14 protein-coding genes are annotated in these 16,306 nt (G+C 58.4%); all 14 read right to left on the bottom strand.

The features are described 5' to 3' along the window. Window positions 1-2: 2 nt before the first annotated feature. The gene (tssJ, locus tag VQ575_RS12290) at window positions 3-539 is read right to left on the bottom strand and encodes a type VI secretion system lipoprotein TssJ (RefSeq protein WP_039588300.1); all 537 of its coding nucleotides are present in this window, start codon (window positions 537-539) and stop codon (window positions 3-5) included. Beyond that, a complete protein-coding gene (gene tssG, locus VQ575_RS12285) occupies window positions 520-1,617 on the bottom strand; it encodes a type VI secretion system baseplate subunit TssG (protein ID WP_325919772.1) in 1,098 nt (365 codons plus the stop codon). The genes tssJ and tssG overlap by 20 nt, the downstream gene beginning before the upstream one ends. After that, entirely contained in the window at window positions 1,581-3,350 is a 1,770-nt protein-coding gene (gene tssF / locus VQ575_RS12280; protein WP_039588298.1) for a type VI secretion system baseplate subunit TssF, read from the bottom strand. The genes tssG and tssF overlap by 37 nt, the downstream gene beginning before the upstream one ends. A gap of 22 nt (window positions 3,351-3,372) precedes the next feature. Beyond that, complete coding sequence (gene tssA, locus VQ575_RS12275; RefSeq protein WP_039588297.1) at window positions 3,373-4,959, bottom strand: type VI secretion system protein TssA; 1,587 nt, start codon at window positions 4,957-4,959, stop codon at window positions 3,373-3,375. Then, on the bottom strand, window positions 4,956-8,306 hold the full coding sequence (locus VQ575_RS12270; protein ID WP_325919770.1) for an ImcF-related family protein: 3,351 nt from the start codon (window positions 8,304-8,306) through the stop codon (window positions 4,956-4,958). The genes tssA and VQ575_RS12270 overlap by 4 nt, the downstream gene beginning before the upstream one ends. Beyond that, window positions 8,303-9,463 carry a hypothetical protein gene (locus VQ575_RS12265; RefSeq protein WP_325919768.1) on the bottom strand — a complete coding sequence of 387 codons (1,161 nt, stop codon included), beginning with the start codon at window positions 9,461-9,463 and terminating at the stop codon, window positions 8,303-8,305. Before VQ575_RS12265 ends, VQ575_RS12270 begins: the two co-directional genes overlap by 4 nt. A gap of 3 nt (window positions 9,464-9,466) precedes the next feature. Next, complete coding sequence (locus VQ575_RS12260) at window positions 9,467-9,733, bottom strand: PAAR domain-containing protein (protein ID WP_039594685.1); 267 nt, start codon at window positions 9,731-9,733, stop codon at window positions 9,467-9,469. A gap of 74 nt (window positions 9,734-9,807) precedes the next feature. Then, window positions 9,808-10,581, bottom strand: a complete 774-nt coding sequence (locus VQ575_RS12255) for a hypothetical protein (RefSeq protein ID WP_325919767.1) — start codon at window positions 10,579-10,581, stop codon at window positions 9,808-9,810. After that, the gene (locus tag VQ575_RS12250; RefSeq protein ID WP_325919766.1) at window positions 10,578-11,351 is read right to left on the bottom strand and encodes a hypothetical protein; all 774 of its coding nucleotides are present in this window, start codon (window positions 11,349-11,351) and stop codon (window positions 10,578-10,580) included. Before VQ575_RS12250 ends, VQ575_RS12255 begins: the two co-directional genes overlap by 4 nt. Continuing rightward, a complete protein-coding gene (locus VQ575_RS12245; RefSeq protein ID WP_039594687.1) occupies window positions 11,348-12,121 on the bottom strand; it encodes a hypothetical protein in 774 nt (257 codons plus the stop codon). Before VQ575_RS12245 ends, VQ575_RS12250 begins: the two co-directional genes overlap by 4 nt. Before the next feature lie 28 nt (window positions 12,122-12,149). Further along, complete coding sequence (locus VQ575_RS12240) at window positions 12,150-14,195, bottom strand: lipase family protein (protein WP_325919765.1); 2,046 nt, start codon at window positions 14,193-14,195, stop codon at window positions 12,150-12,152. A gap of 153 nt (window positions 14,196-14,348) precedes the next feature. Then, a complete protein-coding gene (locus VQ575_RS12235) occupies window positions 14,349-14,867 on the bottom strand; it encodes a hypothetical protein (RefSeq protein WP_325919764.1) in 519 nt (172 codons plus the stop codon). A 305-nt stretch (window positions 14,868-15,172) separates the two neighbouring features. Then, a complete protein-coding gene (locus tag VQ575_RS12230) occupies window positions 15,173-15,547 on the bottom strand; it encodes a DUF7079 family protein (RefSeq protein WP_039594690.1) in 375 nt (124 codons plus the stop codon). Continuing rightward, window positions 15,532-16,305 (bottom strand): hypothetical protein, encoded by a 774-nt coding sequence (locus tag VQ575_RS12225; protein ID WP_325919763.1) that lies wholly within the window; start codon window positions 16,303-16,305, stop codon window positions 15,532-15,534. Before VQ575_RS12225 ends, VQ575_RS12230 begins: the two co-directional genes overlap by 16 nt. Window position 16,306: the final 1 nt, after the last annotated feature.

Raw genomic sequence — 16,306 nt, 5'->3', positions numbered from 1 at the left:
GCTCACTCCTTCGCCAAGGGACGCAAGGTCAGTTGGTTGTCACGCATCTCGATGAGCCGGGCCCGATCCGGGTCCAGGTCATCGCGCGTCAGCATCAAGCGCCAGGTGTCCAATTGGGCGTCAGGACTGCGAAACAAGGCCACTAGCGCAACCACCCGCGCCTGCGGGTCCATCGGTACGCTCAACTGCGCTCCTGCCCCGGGTTTCACCACCACGGCACGCTTGTCCAGCAATGCACCGCCGAGCAGCCCCTCGTCACCGCTCATCAAGCCCTCGTAGGTGGCCAAATCCAGCGCTTTGCTGTCGCGCAGCTGATACACCCGGACCAGGGTCGGCAGCGACAAGGCGCTCATGTCCGCAGTGTCGGTGTTCAGTGTCGCGCGCGCGTTGAAATCCAGATGCAGGGTTTTCACCTGCCTATGAAAAACACTCTCGGCGGCGGACGCGGTGCCTTGCGTGACGGTCTGGGTCAAGCCACACCCGCCCAGCGCCAAGGCCATCGCCATCAGTGTCAAAACATTAAAAAGAGTACGAGACATGCTGTGTTTCCCTGTTCCGAGAATGGGTCGAGAGGCCTTGGTACCGACCTAGATTGATGGTGATCGTGTCGTGTTCTTTCGCCTGCCAGCTGTCTGTTCCCAAACCCAGCACACCGGTCATGCCTAGACGTATTCTGGGGTTTCCCAGGACTGCCGGCGGCAGGCTGCTCACCGCGACCGTCAATTGGAGCGTCGCACTGCAACGCCACCCCAGGTATACGCGCAGCAGTACGAGCAAGTCGCGGTGCAGCGCTGCGCCGGGCAACCAATCGTTGGCCTCCCGAGCGTCATTGGTGGACAGCACCAGGCGCAACTGGCTGTTGACGTCTCTTCCGACACTGCCCAGCGGCGTACCCACCGACAAACCTACTGGGCGGGACGGGTGAAGACTCGCCGGCTGCGGCAAGGCAATCTTTTGCGGCCAGTGCGGGCTGACTCGCGCTTGGGTGTGGGTCGCCAGCAACTTGACCAGCGCCTCGATGCCTTCTGCGTTGCGGGTCGGCAGGCGCATGACGCTGAGCAACGCGAGGAAACGCGACATCGGCGTAGCCACGTGCCGCGCGGTTCCGGGAATACCCAATCCGATCAGGCCCAGCAGGCATTGCGACGTCGCATCGGTGCCGCCTGCCGCGAAAGTGGCTGGGTAGGAATACTTGCGCCAGATCCGGTAGAACTGGGTGAAGATCCGGTGATTGAAAATGGCCAGGAAAGCTTCCAGGGCTTCATGGCCTTCACGGCGTTGAGCGATGTCATCCACGAACGCCGTCGGCATCGGCGAGTCGACGCCGTACAACCCCAGCACGCGCGTGCGTACCGTCGCCGGACGCCGCGGGTTCTGCTGATCGAACTCGATCCCTTTCAGCTCGCCCGCTGGAAAGCCCATGCCGGGATCGGGTCGAAAACGCACCGGATCATCGGCCGGGCGCGCGGTGCTGCCCAGCAGCGGTTGGTTGGGCAACGCTTGTTCCAGCAACTGGCAAAAACGGTACACGCTGGCCTCGGCCACCCGCTCCTGCAACGTATCCAGCAAATCATCGGCGTTCAACCGGGAATACGCTGGCTGTGGTTCTCGCTCCATCGCAGGCACGCTCCAGTAGGTTGAAGAACCAGCGTGAGCTGGGTGTACAAGTGGATGTCCGCGTAGAGCGCAAAGAAGCGGTTGAGCATCTCACCGAACAGACTGATATCGCCCTCCCCTGAAAACCCGCTGGCATCCAGCGTGATCTCGATGTCCACGCCACGCATCAGGAAGCCCTTTTCGAAACGCTGGACCAGGTGATGCTTGACCTCGACGATCGCCGCCAGGCGGCGCCGGTTCAGCTCGCTGCCTGCCCAGTCGTACAACGCCAACGTCCCGCGCAGCACCTCGGCACTGTCGAGCATCGGCAAGAAATTGGAGCCCAGGTGGCTGAGAATGCGCCAATGAAAGCGGTCACGATTGGGCGGATAGCATGGCAACGTCGGGGCACATAGATTACGCACCCGCAGGCCGAGCTGGGTCGACTGCACCGTCGTATCGAGTACCGCGCCCTGCAACGCCTTGCGCGGCAGTTGGCCGTGGGTACCGGTGAGGCTCAATGACAGGCGTTCAAGGGTCTGCAGGCGATCCTCGTCGAAGCCTTCGCCGCCCAGGATCAGCCAGGTGTCATGCAAGCCATTGGCGGCCCGCTTCAAGCGAGTGTGGAAATAACGTTCCGGAGCTTCGTCGCGCAGCATGCCGCCCTTGTGGCGAAAGCTGGTGAATGGCACGTAGTCCAGGCGCTCGGTTTCCTTCGATGCGGTGACCTGGTCCACGGAATAGATCTCCAGATGGCCATCTTGCAAACGCATGGGACGTAGCAGGTAATCGGTTTGCAAAGGGTCGAGCTCCAGCGGGTCGGCCTCCAGCACAAACAGATTGATCACTGGCACGGCATGCAGGCGGATGTGTTCGACGCCCAAGTCGAAGGCATGAGGCCAGGGTTCGCGCAGCACCACTTCAAGATCGAACCAGGGTGCATTGGATTCAATCGTCAGTTGGTCCAATCCGCAAAGGGTGACGAACATGAATTTTTCACGGAACGTAAAATACTCCAGCAGCAGCTGATAACCGCTGAAGGCACTGTCGCCCTTGGGCCACAGCCGATCTTCGTCGGCAAACCCCTTGGCCGCGAAATGGCCGTCCACGTTCAGGCGGCCAGACTGCCCTGCCATGCGCACGTACATCGTCTGCTTGTTCAAGGTCAGGGCTTGATGCAAGGCGCTGGCCAGCGGTGCATCGGCATTCAAGTACAACGGCAGGCAACTCAGGTCGATCTGCGCCCAAGGGACGGATTCGCTACGGGCAAAGCGCAAGCGCAGCAGCGAGCGGCCATCGGGTTCATGGTCACGTTCCACGCAAGTCACCGCCAGCGGCTGCAACGTCACGTCTTGCGTAGTGGTATAGCGACACCGGGTGCGCTGGGGGCCGATGGGTTGCGACAGGATCTCGAACCCCTTGGCGATTCGTTCGCTGCGCTTTATCTGCGCAAGATCAGGCACCAGTTCGACGATCGACAGCGACGGGATGGTCCGCAGGTAATGCGGCCACAACAGACTCACGAGGCCTTCGGTCAGCTCCGGCAGATCATCGTCGAGCTTTTCCCGCAGGCGCCCCATCAGGAACGCAAAGCCCTCGAACAAGCGTTCCACGTAAGGATCCTGCGCGCCTGGCTTGTCCAGGTTGAGATGCGCCGCCCGGTCCGGGAACGCTTCGGCGAATTCTTTGCCAGCCTCGCGCAGGTAGCGCATCTCGGCGTCGAAATAGCGCAGTGTCAGATTGTCCATGTCCATAAAGAATCCTGTTCGATGATTGTCATCCGCAGAGCACTGCGGCACGTACCGGATCGATGGCCACCAGCGCCGCCAGCAAGGTTTCCATGCGTCGGGCAAGGGCCGGTTTATCGGTGTCATTGCGCTGGGCTTTCAGGCGCAGCAGCTTGAGCAGGCGAGCCTTTACCTCGAAATACAGATCGGGCTCCCACCCACGCAGGTCGTGGTGTTGGGCGGCGGCGTCCAGTGCCTCCAGCGAGTGAATGGCCAGGTCCGTCCTGCCGAACTGTTCGGCTACCCGCGCCATCAGCAAACGCAGCAGCCAACGTTGGCGCCCACCCTGGATGTCCGGCCGCGCCGCCAGCCAGGCCAACGCTTGCTCGACCCCTTCCCTGTCGGCCTGCGCCAGGGCTTCGCCTTCCCACGACAACATGTCGGCATCGCCGATGCCCGGCGCCGACGCTGGAGCGGGTGACCATTGCCCTGCTCGGTTGCCGCTGGCGTGCTGGGCGATCCATTCACGGGTGGTCTCATCGGCGAAGGGCGTACCGTCGTTCCAGCACAGCAGTTCCAGTCCAGGCAAGCGATCAAGGAACATGCCCAGGTCTCGCTGGGTCACGTCGGCCCAGTCGCTCTGGGGCGCAGGTTGCTGCCTCAAGGCCTGGTACACGTACCACTGCAAATCCAGCCAGAAATGATTTACGCCTTCGGCATAGATCCGTTCCACCTGGTCGAGCAACTGGCTCCAACCCTGCTGCAGATACAAACGCTTGAGCTGCGCCCGATAGTCAGGCCTCGGCGGCATCAGCCGGGTCTTGCCGGCGGCGTCCTGGGGTGGCGCCTGGTGCACCGTGTCCCAGCGCAGGCTTTTCATCAATCGATGGGCCGCCAGCCAGCCCTGGGGCTGATCGCGCAGATAACCGGCCAGGGCCCGTCCATGGTCCAACAGATCCCGACCGGACTTGATGGCGGGCACCGTCGACGCTCCCGCCAGGGCACTCGACTCCTGGCTCGCCGCGTTCTGCGGGACCACCGCTTCCACACCGCCGGATTGAGCCAGACGCGCGGACAGCGCGGCGTGCAAAGCCGCGAGACAAGGACGTTGATCTTCCGGCCACGCGTCCAGCCCTCGCTCCAGCCAGGCCAGCGCCGCCGCAGTTCGCTCAGCTTCAGCCTTGACCACCTCCGGATACAGCGACAGGGTGTCCAGCACCTTGCCACCGGCCAGCCATTGCAATGCCACCTTGCGACTGTTGGGGCGCACCGGCAGCACGCTATCGGCGAACCGCTCCACCAACGCCGCCAGCAGGCCCAGGCCATCGGCCAGCCCCGCCTCTCCGTCGCCGTGCAAACGCGCCCACACGTAATAGGTGGCCACGCGCAGATCCTTGCAGGTCCGGGTCAGCAGCTTCTCGGCCAACTGCGCCACTTGCTCGGCATCGGCACCGGACAACTTGTCGACTTCTTCACGCATGCGCTGGAAGTCATCGTCATAGCCGGGATCTTCCCCGACGGGTGAGGCCTCGCTGATGGGTTGCAACCAAGTTTGCCAGCGTGCGGCCTGTCCACGGGCAATCGCTACCGCGTCGCGTGGCCCCAGGCAACGAGTGATCAAGCTTTGCAGACTCATTCGAAAGCCTCGTTGTGCGTATAGGACGCCGCTGCCCCGTTCTCGGTGAGAAATATCCGCCCCGGCAACGTAAACCCGCGTAACTTGAGCAACGTCATCGGCCCGGCATCCAGTTCGGTGCGCAGGTGCCAGGTCAGGCCCAGGCCATCGGGGGCCTTGAGCACCATGCGATAGCGGCTGTCGCCATCGTCCAGCGGCGTGAACTTGGCCTGTTCCAGCAAGCGGATCAGCCCCCAGGTGCCGGCGTAGTCGGCGAACAGTCGCTCGCCGGTGTGGACGCTGGTCCAGGTCAGGCTGACCCCGGGATAATCGCTGCGCCCCGGCCAGCCGAAGCGCTGCCAGCGTTCCTTCTGGTTGAAGTACTCATGTTTTTCGCCATTGAGGATGAACGTGGTCTGCACCACATCGCGCACACCTTTGCCACTCAGTTCGAAGCTCAACCCCAGGCCGCCATCGGTGTAGAGCACGTCGGCCAGGTCGCTCAGTTGATTGACCGCCGCCAGGAACTGCGGGTTGACCCGCAAGCCACGGCCGTGGCGCGGGTCGGCCACCCAGCGGTTGCCCTCCTTGCGCAGCACGCCGCTCAACTGACTGTGCAGGAAGCGCTCGATGCGCCCCGTGTCGGCGCGGATCATCTGCCCCAACATCGGCAACGAAGCATCGCTGGCAGTCGCGGCAAACGGATAACGCCCGGCGAAGGCCGCGTTCCAATGCCCGACGATCGAGCGCTGCCACTGGCTGTTAAGGCCCGCCACCGACGGTTGCAGCACCCGCTGCCAGGCCTGTTCCAGCGGCTGCACGAACAGCATTTCGCCAACGCCGGCCCATTGCGCGCCCAGGCTCGCCGCCATCAACCGGCCATAGGACTGGGTATCGGTCAGGTCGATGTCACGGCCCTGGAACACGGTTTGCGCCAGCGCCTGGGTCATTTCCATGGGGTCGCTGGCGGTGCTGATCTGTTGCAGCTTCAGGCGCACGCGGGTCACTTGGGTGAGGTAGGCCTGCAGGTTCAAATTATCAGTGCCGCCCTTGAGCAGGGTCAGCAGCGGTCCGAAAGTGGCGTCCAGCGGTCCACCTGGAAAATCCACCCGTGGGTCGATCAGCGGCGCCATGTCCGGCCCGATCAGTTTGTGCGCGGACTTCATCAACGAGTCGCTCAGGGCCGGTGCGCGAGTGCCGGCTTGCCCTTGATAGGCCAGGGTGTTGAGCAGCGCGATCAGCGGCGATTGACGCACATCGCCCATCAGCGTCAGCTGGTCGATCACCGCGTCCAGGCTTTTCGGTTCACGGGTGCGCAGGCTGTTGAGGAACACCAGCCAGGCGCTGGCGTAGTCCTGGAAATAGCGCTCGGTCAGGCGCGTCTTGAGCTCGTGCGGCGTCAACCGGGCGTCGACCCCGCCGGGCCTGTCGCTGAGCACCCAGTCGATTTCCTCTCGCCGCGCCTGGGCGATCTCGTCGATGGCCCGGCGCACCTGGCCCTCCCAGGCCTGGCGTGTGAACACCCCCGGCACGCTGGCCTTGCTGGAAAACAGCCCGGCAGCCTCGGTGTCGCCGACCATTTGCGCCAGGCCCAGGGCCGGGTAATGCTGGGCCGCGTCGTCCAGCACCTGTTGATACAGGCTGGCCTCGGCGTTGCGCTGGCCCAACTGGTCGAGCAACGCCTGGCGCACCTGCGCCACCAACCGAGGGTCGGCCTCGATGCGCCAGTCGGGGTGCGCGGCCAGTTGCTCGGCGTAGAACTGCCAGACGTTGGCCGCCACCGTTCGCCAGAGCGCGGGGGACACGCCCTCCCAGGTGGGTTCGGCATGGGCAAGCGTCTTGACCAGAAGATCCGCCTCGGCTTTTTCCGGGCGCGCCATCATCAGGTACGCCTTGAGCTGATCATAGGCAACCGCCGAGCGCTCGACGCGCTGGGGACTGCCCGGCGCCAGCTTGACCAACGCCTCCAGCTGCTCGCGCAAGCGCGCCGCCGCCGGATCCCGCACCAGGCGCTTATTGGCCTCGACATAACGTGGCCAGAGCGTTTCGAGCAGCTGGGGGTTGCGGTTCAAGCCAAAGCGCTGATACCAAGGTGCACCGTATACGGCGCGGTGATCCAGGCGCGCCAGCACGTGGACCAGCTCATTGAGCGCCAGCAATTGTGCCTCCGGGGTCGATGCCTGTTGCAACGCCGTCGACACGGCCTGCACCTGGACGATCTGCGCCCAGTTGCTGACGAACGACAGCACCATTCCCGCGCCCCACATCACCGCCAACCCCAGGAACAGCCCGTAGGCGACTCGCGGTGCACGCCAGCCCAGGCGAGCGCCGACGGCCTTGTCGCGCTGCACGCCATGCCACGCCGGATCCGGCCACCAGAAATGCTCGATCTCGCCACTGTCAGTGGCGCGCAACGGCTGGCTGAACCACACCCCGCGCAGCAGCAACCCAGGGTTGAAACCACTCAACAACGGTGCCAACGCCTGCCGCCAACGGGCGATGCCATTGGCCTGCAAATCCCGGGACAAGCGCAGCAGGAAATCGTGGTGCATCTGCTTCTTGAGCTTCATCTGCGCAATGCCCTGGTGACGCAGCGGCTCGACCAGCTCCTCCAGACAATCCTCCAGCATCGCTGGCGTCACCTTGGCCGGCAACAGACAACCCACCGGCTGGCTTTCGCGACCCTCCTGGGACCATGCGTTCTCGCACACCTGCCACAGGTGCAACGGCAACTGCCGACGTGCCCGCCGCGCCAGCTCCTGCAAATGCCGCAACCCCTTGTCCAGCGCCACGGCATCGGCGCTTTGCTCCGGGGTCAGCGCCCAGACCACGCCATCCAATGCGCGCCCACGACGCAGGCCGAGCCACTGATCCAGCAGTGGGCATTCCAGCGTTTCCTGGAGGCTGCCGCCCCAAAGCAGCACAGTGCGCTGGCCTTCGAGCCATTTCTTCTTCGCCAGGTGCGGGGCGATGGCGGTGATCTCCGTGGGTTCGCCGACGATGAGCAGGAGGCGGGTTTTGTGGCGCCAGAGGGGGCCGTATAGGTGGCGGAGGTAATTACGCAGCTCCGAATGCTCAGAACCTGATTGAGGGGGCAGCGCCAAATACGCATCTTCATGAGGGCGCGCTTTATTCGCCAACTCGTGCTCACGGTGGAACTGCCGCTTGAGATAGATCAGTAAAAGAGGTGCCAGATACCCCAGCACAGCCATGGTCATGATCAATAACAAAGCCAACAGCTTGTGGGCATCGTCCACTAAGCCAACCCGTTCGCCGTAAACCCAGATAGCCCATCCCGAAAGCGCAGTCAGCGTGATGAGCCACACCGCTGCACCCGCTCGGCGCCATAAATTACTGAAGGTCCTCATGCGATCTCTCCGGACGTCACGGTGCCGATCCAATGCCCTGATGCATCTTTGGCCAAGAGCAACAAAGGACGTTGTTGGTGCCTGGCCATCTCCACGCCCAACGCTGCCGTCAGCCAATGACTGAACGGCCCCGTCACTCCGCACAGACGCTGCTGAATCCACTGCTGCCCTACTTCGAGCGAAGCGCCCAGCGCACCGCCGGCGGCGAAAACCTGGCCCATCAACGGCTGCCAGTCGGTACCATCAGCCAGCAGTCCAGTCGCTCGAAGAGCTCCGGTTTGGGATTGCAGAAATACCGGTAGTTCGTGGGGCAAGCGGTTGGTATCCAGCGACATGGGGCGCAATAAGCCACCGACTACCGGCAGCTCCCATGCGAGCGCCAACTTGTCAGGACACAACAGCAAGGCAGCCAAGCCGTCCGAGTACGCCGACTCGCCATGTAGCTGCAACACCAGGATCAACTCAATGGCGGTACTGCCGGTCCTCAGCGTCTCGTCGATCCACTGGTATGACAATTGAGCAGATACGATGACCGACTCTGGCGCCGGCAATCCCATGTCATTGACCCAGATCTGATGCCATGCCTCGCGCAACACTGCGTATTGCCCGGGCTCGATATCGCTCAGCAGAGTGACGCGCAACGGTTGTCTTACCGGCAAAACTCGCGCGGCCGGCTCCAGCGCCGACAATAGCAATGACAGTCCGGCGGGCGCCCGTTGGGGCTGCTGCTGGACCTCGGCAATGCGCCGTGCCTGTCCAGTTCGAGGCGGCACGTTAAGTCCATCTTGAACGACCACGCTGGCAGAGACGCGATCTGGCAACAGCACACAACTGGCCTGCACAGCCATATAACGATGCGCCCAGTCCTGCCAGGCGTGTTGCGCATCTTGCGCCTCCGCTTGCAGGAACTGGTGATGACTCAGCGCGCCACCATAGGCATAGGCGCGGGCACCGAACGCCAATGCCCAAGCCAGCAACGGCGAGCCGGAAAATGCCCAGATGCTCAATGTCTGCAATATCGGCAAATGTTCGGCGGCATGTAGGAGGAACAGCAAAACAGACGCCAACACCGCCGCGCCTGCCCCAAATACCCAGCGACCTAGCACGATAGGTGCCGGGGCCTTCACCACTTCGGATGCCTGACGATCCCAACCCATGGCTCAGCCCACCGCGCAATCGGGTGCGCTGGAAATCAACTGGCAACCGCACTCGCTGCGGCAACCGTTGACGACCATCTGGCGACCATTCTCGGCCCATTCCCCGCAGCCTTCGACGATGGAATTGATCCCATGCCCCGGTATCGGACAGCGGACCTTGTCGCCGACCAACGCTACGGGTTTGCCTTTGATACTCATCGTGGAAGAAGCTGAGATGACTTCTCCGTTGTGAGTGGTTTTATCACCCAGCAAAACAAATCCTTGTGACATATTTAGAACTCCTGTTCCTAAGGTTAGTTAATAACTAATTGAGCTTGCTTCAAGCAGAACGGGAACAAGCGGCTTCATTCTTTGTTCTCCGCTGCCAGGCGAATGGCTTGGAGTTTTTGGAACTTCGAGTCCAGGCGGCCATCAGCCCAAACACTTCCATCGGGGAAGGTGAATGCAATGTAGTTGCCCTTTTTTTTCTCCTTGGGCTCGGTTGAACGAAGCACGAAATCGGAGTGCAGGACGGGTTCGAAGTATATTTTCTGAGCTTGCAGCGCCTGATATTTAAGGTATGAACGCCCTTCACCTAATAGGCTGATGTGTTTTTTATATCCTCCTAAAAATGCCTCGCTCACCCATGGGTAATAATCTTTTTGTATCGTTAAGTCTCCATCTATTTTGAAGTCAGCTCCTCCTCGTGGAGAGTTGTTGTGGTCAAGGATCACCACAACTCCACCGCCTCCTCCAAGAATTACGTTTTCACCAAAGCGAGCGGGATCGGCATAAGCAACACCGAAGGTGACATTGGCCAGATGCCATTGGCATGCACCGCCCCCATCTTTCGGCAGCTCAATTTGGTAAAGATCGCTCTGTCCTTGGCGTTCGAACTCTTTATAAACGGAGTTGTGACCGTCCCGCTCGGTACGCTGACCACTGGCGCCATAGCTGATGCGCTTACAAGTGGCCGAGCGATACATCACCCACATGGTTTCGGTTTTCAGCTCCTTGGGCAGTTTTACCGTTACCGTCACTTTTTCGCTGTCCGCCGGTGGCGCCAGGCTGTAGTCCTTGGCGCAACCGCTGAGGCTCGCGAACGAAGTGACAAATACAACTGGGAGAACTGATTTCATTTTTTGTTCTCCGCAGCCAGGCGAATGGCTTGGAGCTTCTGAAACTTCGAGTCCAGGCGGCCATCAGCCCAAACACTTCCATCGGGGAAGGTGAATGCAATGTTGTTGCCCTCTTTTTTCTCCTTGACCCCTAAAGAGCGCAGCATGAAGTTGGTGTGCAAGATAGGTTCGAAATATATTTTCTGAGCTTGCAGTGCCTGATATTTAAGATATAAATGCCCTTCACCTAATAGACTGATGTGTTTTTTATACCCCCCTAAAAATGCCTCGCTCACCCATGGGTAATAATTTTTTTGTATTATTAAGTCTCCATCTACTTTGAAGTCAGCGCCTCCTCGTGGAGAGTTGTTGTGGTCAAAAATTACCACCACGCCACCGCCTCCTCCTGGGATTACGTTTTCACCAAAGCGAGCGGGATCGGCATAAGCAACACCGAAGGTGACATTGGCCAGGTGCCATTGGCATGCTCCGCCCCCATCCTTGGGTAGTTCGACTTGATAAATATCACTCTGCCCCTGGCGTTCGAACTCTTTATAAACGGAGTTATGGCCATCCCGTTCGGTACGTTGGCCGCTAGCGCCATAGCTGATGCGCTTACAAGCGGCCGAGCGATACATCACCCACATGGTTTCGGTTTTCAGCTCCTTGGGCAGTTTTACCGTTACCGTCACTTTTTCGCTGTCCGCCGGTGGCGCCAGGCTGTAGTCCTTGGCGCAGCCGCTGAGGCTCGCGAACGAAGTGATAAATATAACCGGGAGAACTGATTTCATTTTTTGTTCTCCGCAGCCAGGCGAATGGCTTGGAGCTTGCGCAGGTCGGGATTATGTGAACCATCGGCCACCACGGTGCCGTCGGGGTAGGTGAATTTAATGAAGCTTCCGACTTTATGTACTTTTGTTCCTTCAGAGGTGACCAGGTAATTGGAATGCAGTATGGGTTCGAAAAATACTTGCCGAGCCTGTAGGGCTTGATACTTGAGGTAGAGACTAGCTTCGCCTGCCAAACTGATGCGCTTTACATATCCGTCTAGGAAGTTTTCCTTTAACCATGGGTAGTAATCCTTCTTGATCATTAAGTCACCATCGATCTTGAAGTCTGCTCCTCCCCGTGGAGAGTTGTTGTGATCGAAGATGACCACAATGCCGCCGCCGCCACCAACAACCACGCTCTCGCCAAAACGAGTCGGGTCGGCATAAACGACGCCGAAGGTCACGTTGCTCAAGTGCCATTGGCAAGCGCCGCCACCGTCCATAGGTAGCTCGGCTCGATAGAGATCACTCTGTCCTTGACGCACTGGCCATATATCAGTTCGCTGATACTCGTCACGTTGGTAGGGTTTGCCCATTGCAGTGTGGTCGGTGAAGGTACAGATGGTGGAGCGGTAAACGACCTGCATGACTTCATTTGTCAGCTCCTTGGGCAGTTTTACCGTTACCGTCACTTTTTCGCTGTCCGCAGGTGGCGCCAGGCCGTAGTCCTTGGCGCAACCGCTGAGACTGATGAGCATTGCCACTATGACGATGGGTATTTTCTTGATCATGATCCACTCCTTGCTCGTGTCGACGGACTCAGCCCCAGGTCTTCGTAAAGTAGGTATTCGGGTCGGCCACGGCGTCAAAGCGCTGTAACGCCTCGATACCGCCCTCGACCTCCCGTGTGGTGCCCAAGGCCTGGGTCAGCAAACCCTGCAAACCCAGGAAGACCCGGTTACGGTCCCGTTCGTGTTCGTGGATGCGGCTGTAATGCTCGTGCATCTGCTGCTCGAAGCGTTGTCGCTCAAGCTGCTCCTTCATCAAGGGCTCCCGCTCGGGGTTGATCGACTCCAGCAGATGGTTATGCAGGTAGGGTTGATACTCGCTCATGAAATGGTTGCCGAGGCCACTCAGTCGGCCCTTCTTGGGGTTGCCGTGGGGCGGGAAATAACGGGCCCGATCACCCGGTCGCAGCGTGCCGATCAGGCCTTCTTGCGCCTGCTTGGCCTGTTGGTCGTCCTCAGGGCTCAGGCTGGGTACGAGGTAGAACTTGGCCTTTTCCTGCAGGGGACGAGCGATGGTGGTGTAGTAAGGCGCGCCGAGCCCATCCTTGTTGCGATAGGCCGGGTATTGCGAGCCACGTTCCTGCACGTGTTGTTCGGCCCTGAAGAACATGGCGATTTCGCCGTGGTGACAAAAAGGATCGCCATGTTTGAACACTGCGCTGGCCGTTAGCTGAAGCAACGACCAGGTAAATCCCAGGGTGGTGCCCAACGGGCCGTACAAGTCGTACAGGTAATTATCCAACGCCGCTTCGGGTGGCGCGCTGGGGATGGTGTCGGTGTCGTTGACGTGCCGGAAGTGCTGCAACTCGCCCAGGCCCTGAACAGCCTTGAGCGTGAAGGTGCGCGGCATGCCGTAGGTGTACAACAGTGGGTTGCGCGTTTGCAGTGAGGCGGCATGAATCAGACCGAGGGCACCGCCAAGGCTATGGCCGCAAATGAAGAGCTTCCTGTCGAAGCCCTCTCCAGGAATCGTCTTGCCCAAATCATCGGAAAAAATTCTTCTCGCCATTTCATAGGCATCACGAAAGCCCAAATGCACGCTGCCTTCCTGCGTCAGGTCGGCACAGGACACCTTGGGTTCGCAGTTGGCGACAATTTCTGGCTGGACCGGTCGAAAGGTCACGTCTGTCGCCAGGTCGGTAAAGGGGTAGGCCATCTCGGTGCCGCGCCAGGCCACCAGCACCTGGGTTGCATTGATGGCGTAGAACAGTTGCGTGTCTCCTTCCGGCGGTTCTGCTTTGCTGGTGTCCAAAGGTTCGGCCGTTGTATAGCGCTCATCAAAAGGCACATCACTGACCAGACAAGGCCAATTCTGGCCCCCGTCCCATATCCTCGGAGTACGTGACAGATCCACACATTGCTGGTCGAAAAATTCCTTGACGGAACCCCGGTCCTGCTCCGGCGATGTGCTGTACGACAAGATGCTCATCAGCCCCAGGTTGTAGGCATTGGCGAGGCTGTAATCCGGTTGGTGATGCAGCACCAGCGACCAGGCCCGGAGCGGACAAACCTCCAGCACATGGCGGCGGTCCAGTTGTCCATCATCGACAGTAAAGCCGCTGTACGTCCGGTCTGGAAAATGAAAGGCGGGCGGTTGATTGGCGTCGGTCAATGGCGGGGACAGATCGGGCAGCCGATCACACAACTGACCGATACGCAGGTAGTGATAGCCATGCCCAGCCTCAATGGTCTGTCGCTCGATTGGAGAAAAACCCGAACGCTGCGGACTGTGCAGCGGGGTGCGGTCGCCAATTACAGGCCTGGGCGGCTCAGGCCGTTCGGCGCGCAAGCGACGGGTTTGCAATTGCCCGGCCAGCGAATTGGCGTCCAGCAACAAGGTGATGGCCAGCGGGTGCAGACCCTCGATGCGGATCACCCCATCGGCATCGCTGATGCCAGCATATTCGGGTATATACGCCGTGCGCGTGGCTTCGTTCTGCGCACGGAAGGGCATGTTCGCCAAGGGTTCACCGTGTTCGTCCAGCAATTGGAATTCGATCCAGTGCTGTTTCTGTTTTCCGACGGTAATGACTTTGAACGGATTAAGCGTATCCGTACGGTGCCGGGTGTCGTTCATATCAATCGTTCCTTAATAATTATCTTTCCTTAAATCGCGAATGGGTTTCGCACCCAAACTAGACAAAGCCATGTCGCCTCACCTATTCGCACAAGCTAGTCAGAGCAGTTCACCTACTTCGAATTAACCATCAACACCACTAACTCACAAAAGCTATTCATCATTGTCGTTATGTCCAGCATCGCGGGACGGAATCAGTTCGCCATACTCGACGACTCGACTGTACTGAATATATTCCAGGGCTCCGCCCAAGGCCTCGTTAATTAAAAAAACAACCGCATACGTATCTCTTGGACGATAAGCGTCACTCATTCGAAAGATATAGACTCTATCAACCTCTAGCTTTAAGGGACGAGCATTTGTTTTTTGATCGTCACTCTCATAGCCATCTGGCACAGTACCAAAAACTATGCAATCACCAGGGTTCAAAATTTTCGGTTGAGCACCTTCCGTAAGTGCGATCCCCCAAGAAGCGGGGCTTCTTACATCTCCTTCGGATAAAGATAGCCACCCCAGCCTAAACACTTGCTTCTCTTTAGCTGGCAGACAGATAGCCGGTTTATCATCAATCGTCGCAACATCGGCGCTCGTTTTGCGCCCAAACGATGTCGCGGTAGCCTCAACCCCGAGCATTATCAAAATGCCAGCTGGAAAAAACATTCGGTAGTGCATGCCTTTACTCTACAATTGATAGGGCAAGCCCTAATACACACCCACAAATCATACAAAACAACGACCCAAACCACTTAATAAATTAGAAGACCTGAACCAAAAAAAACAGCAATGAAAAGCTAAACAGCATAATTTTCGCGGACCGCTTCACATACAACCTTAGAATGCTCAGATAGCAAAACACGCCTACATACGGTAGATCCATCCCACTCCAGAAAACATAATCACGTTTTATTTTCATAATCCTTATGCCCTCATTCTATACGTCTAGCCACAACCTCATTTTGAAGACCGTACACTACCGCTCACCCCCACTTTTGGTTCGCCCTCTCAATTTCCGCTTTTAACTCGGCCCAATCATCCGAACCAAGGAATCGCAGCACGCGCTCCCCTACAGCGGTAAAACACTTCCCTAGCGGGCCTTGCTTAGCTCTTTTCTCTATTAAAGAATCGATATCTGAAAATAATTGCTCCCTATCAAAGCAAAACCAAATTGGTGGCACTGACACAAAAAAATTAAAAATACAAACTGGTGCAACCATTTTAAACAAAGCATCTTCAACATCTACCATAGAGTACGATTTTGCCACCGCCGCTATTTGAACGTAATCGACTTCGTTATCCACAAACAAATAGGAGAGTGCCAGCCACAGTTCCCGCTGATCTAATTGACCTCCCATTTGGAGAACTCCTCTATCTCATCGTCATAAGCTTCAGCGAATGTCGAGGCAGCCCAACCAGATGCAATCCCAGCAGCTAACATCAAACCAACGGCGCAGAACGGTGCGCCAGGGCCACACACTGTAGATACAGCCAAGCTTGCCAACGCAGCGCCAGCCGCCCCGCCACCAACAATCACACCCTGTTTGATCGCCTCCTTTTGCTTATTCTCAGCGTTCGCTATCTCATACGCCGCATAAGCAACCGTAACGATGATTAATACTTTGCCTGAAACCCTCAACGCCTTATTAAGAGTGTTAAATCCCGCATTAGGCCTGGCAGAAGATTCTACGATTTCGTAGTACATCGAGTTTTTTTGCTCCGCGCCAAGCGCCATGAAACTCTTGCCAAACTTCTTGACGGCTCTTTCGTCAAGAAGCTTTTCGAGCGAAGGGGAAATAATTTTCTTTTTTTCAGCAATAGCCTTCCCGTGTACAGAGGTCTTATTCCTAACCTCAGCCATAATCTTGTTGCGCATTTCGTAACAAAACTCCGCCGCTTCTTTAACCGAAACCTTGCCGCTCCTAACCTGCAGCAAGACTTCCGCCCTCACCCGCTTGACGTTACGGTTGTAATTATCGCGCTGCTTGGCATCATCTATAAAATCCGAAGAAAATTTTAGTGCCGCCCCTTCAAAACTCTCAAGCGCCTTTTCCAATACCTCGTCGTCAAGTGGATGAGATTTTTCTGCCAGATACAACTTATAAAAAGAATCCATA

This window comes from Pseudomonas frederiksbergensis (genome assembly GCF_035751725.1).
GTDB classification, from domain to species: Bacteria; Pseudomonadota; Gammaproteobacteria; order Pseudomonadales; family Pseudomonadaceae; genus Aquipseudomonas; species Aquipseudomonas frederiksbergensis_A.
The sequence above is the reverse complement of the archived record's forward strand: the minus strand, read 5'-3'. Positions and strand labels throughout refer to the sequence as shown.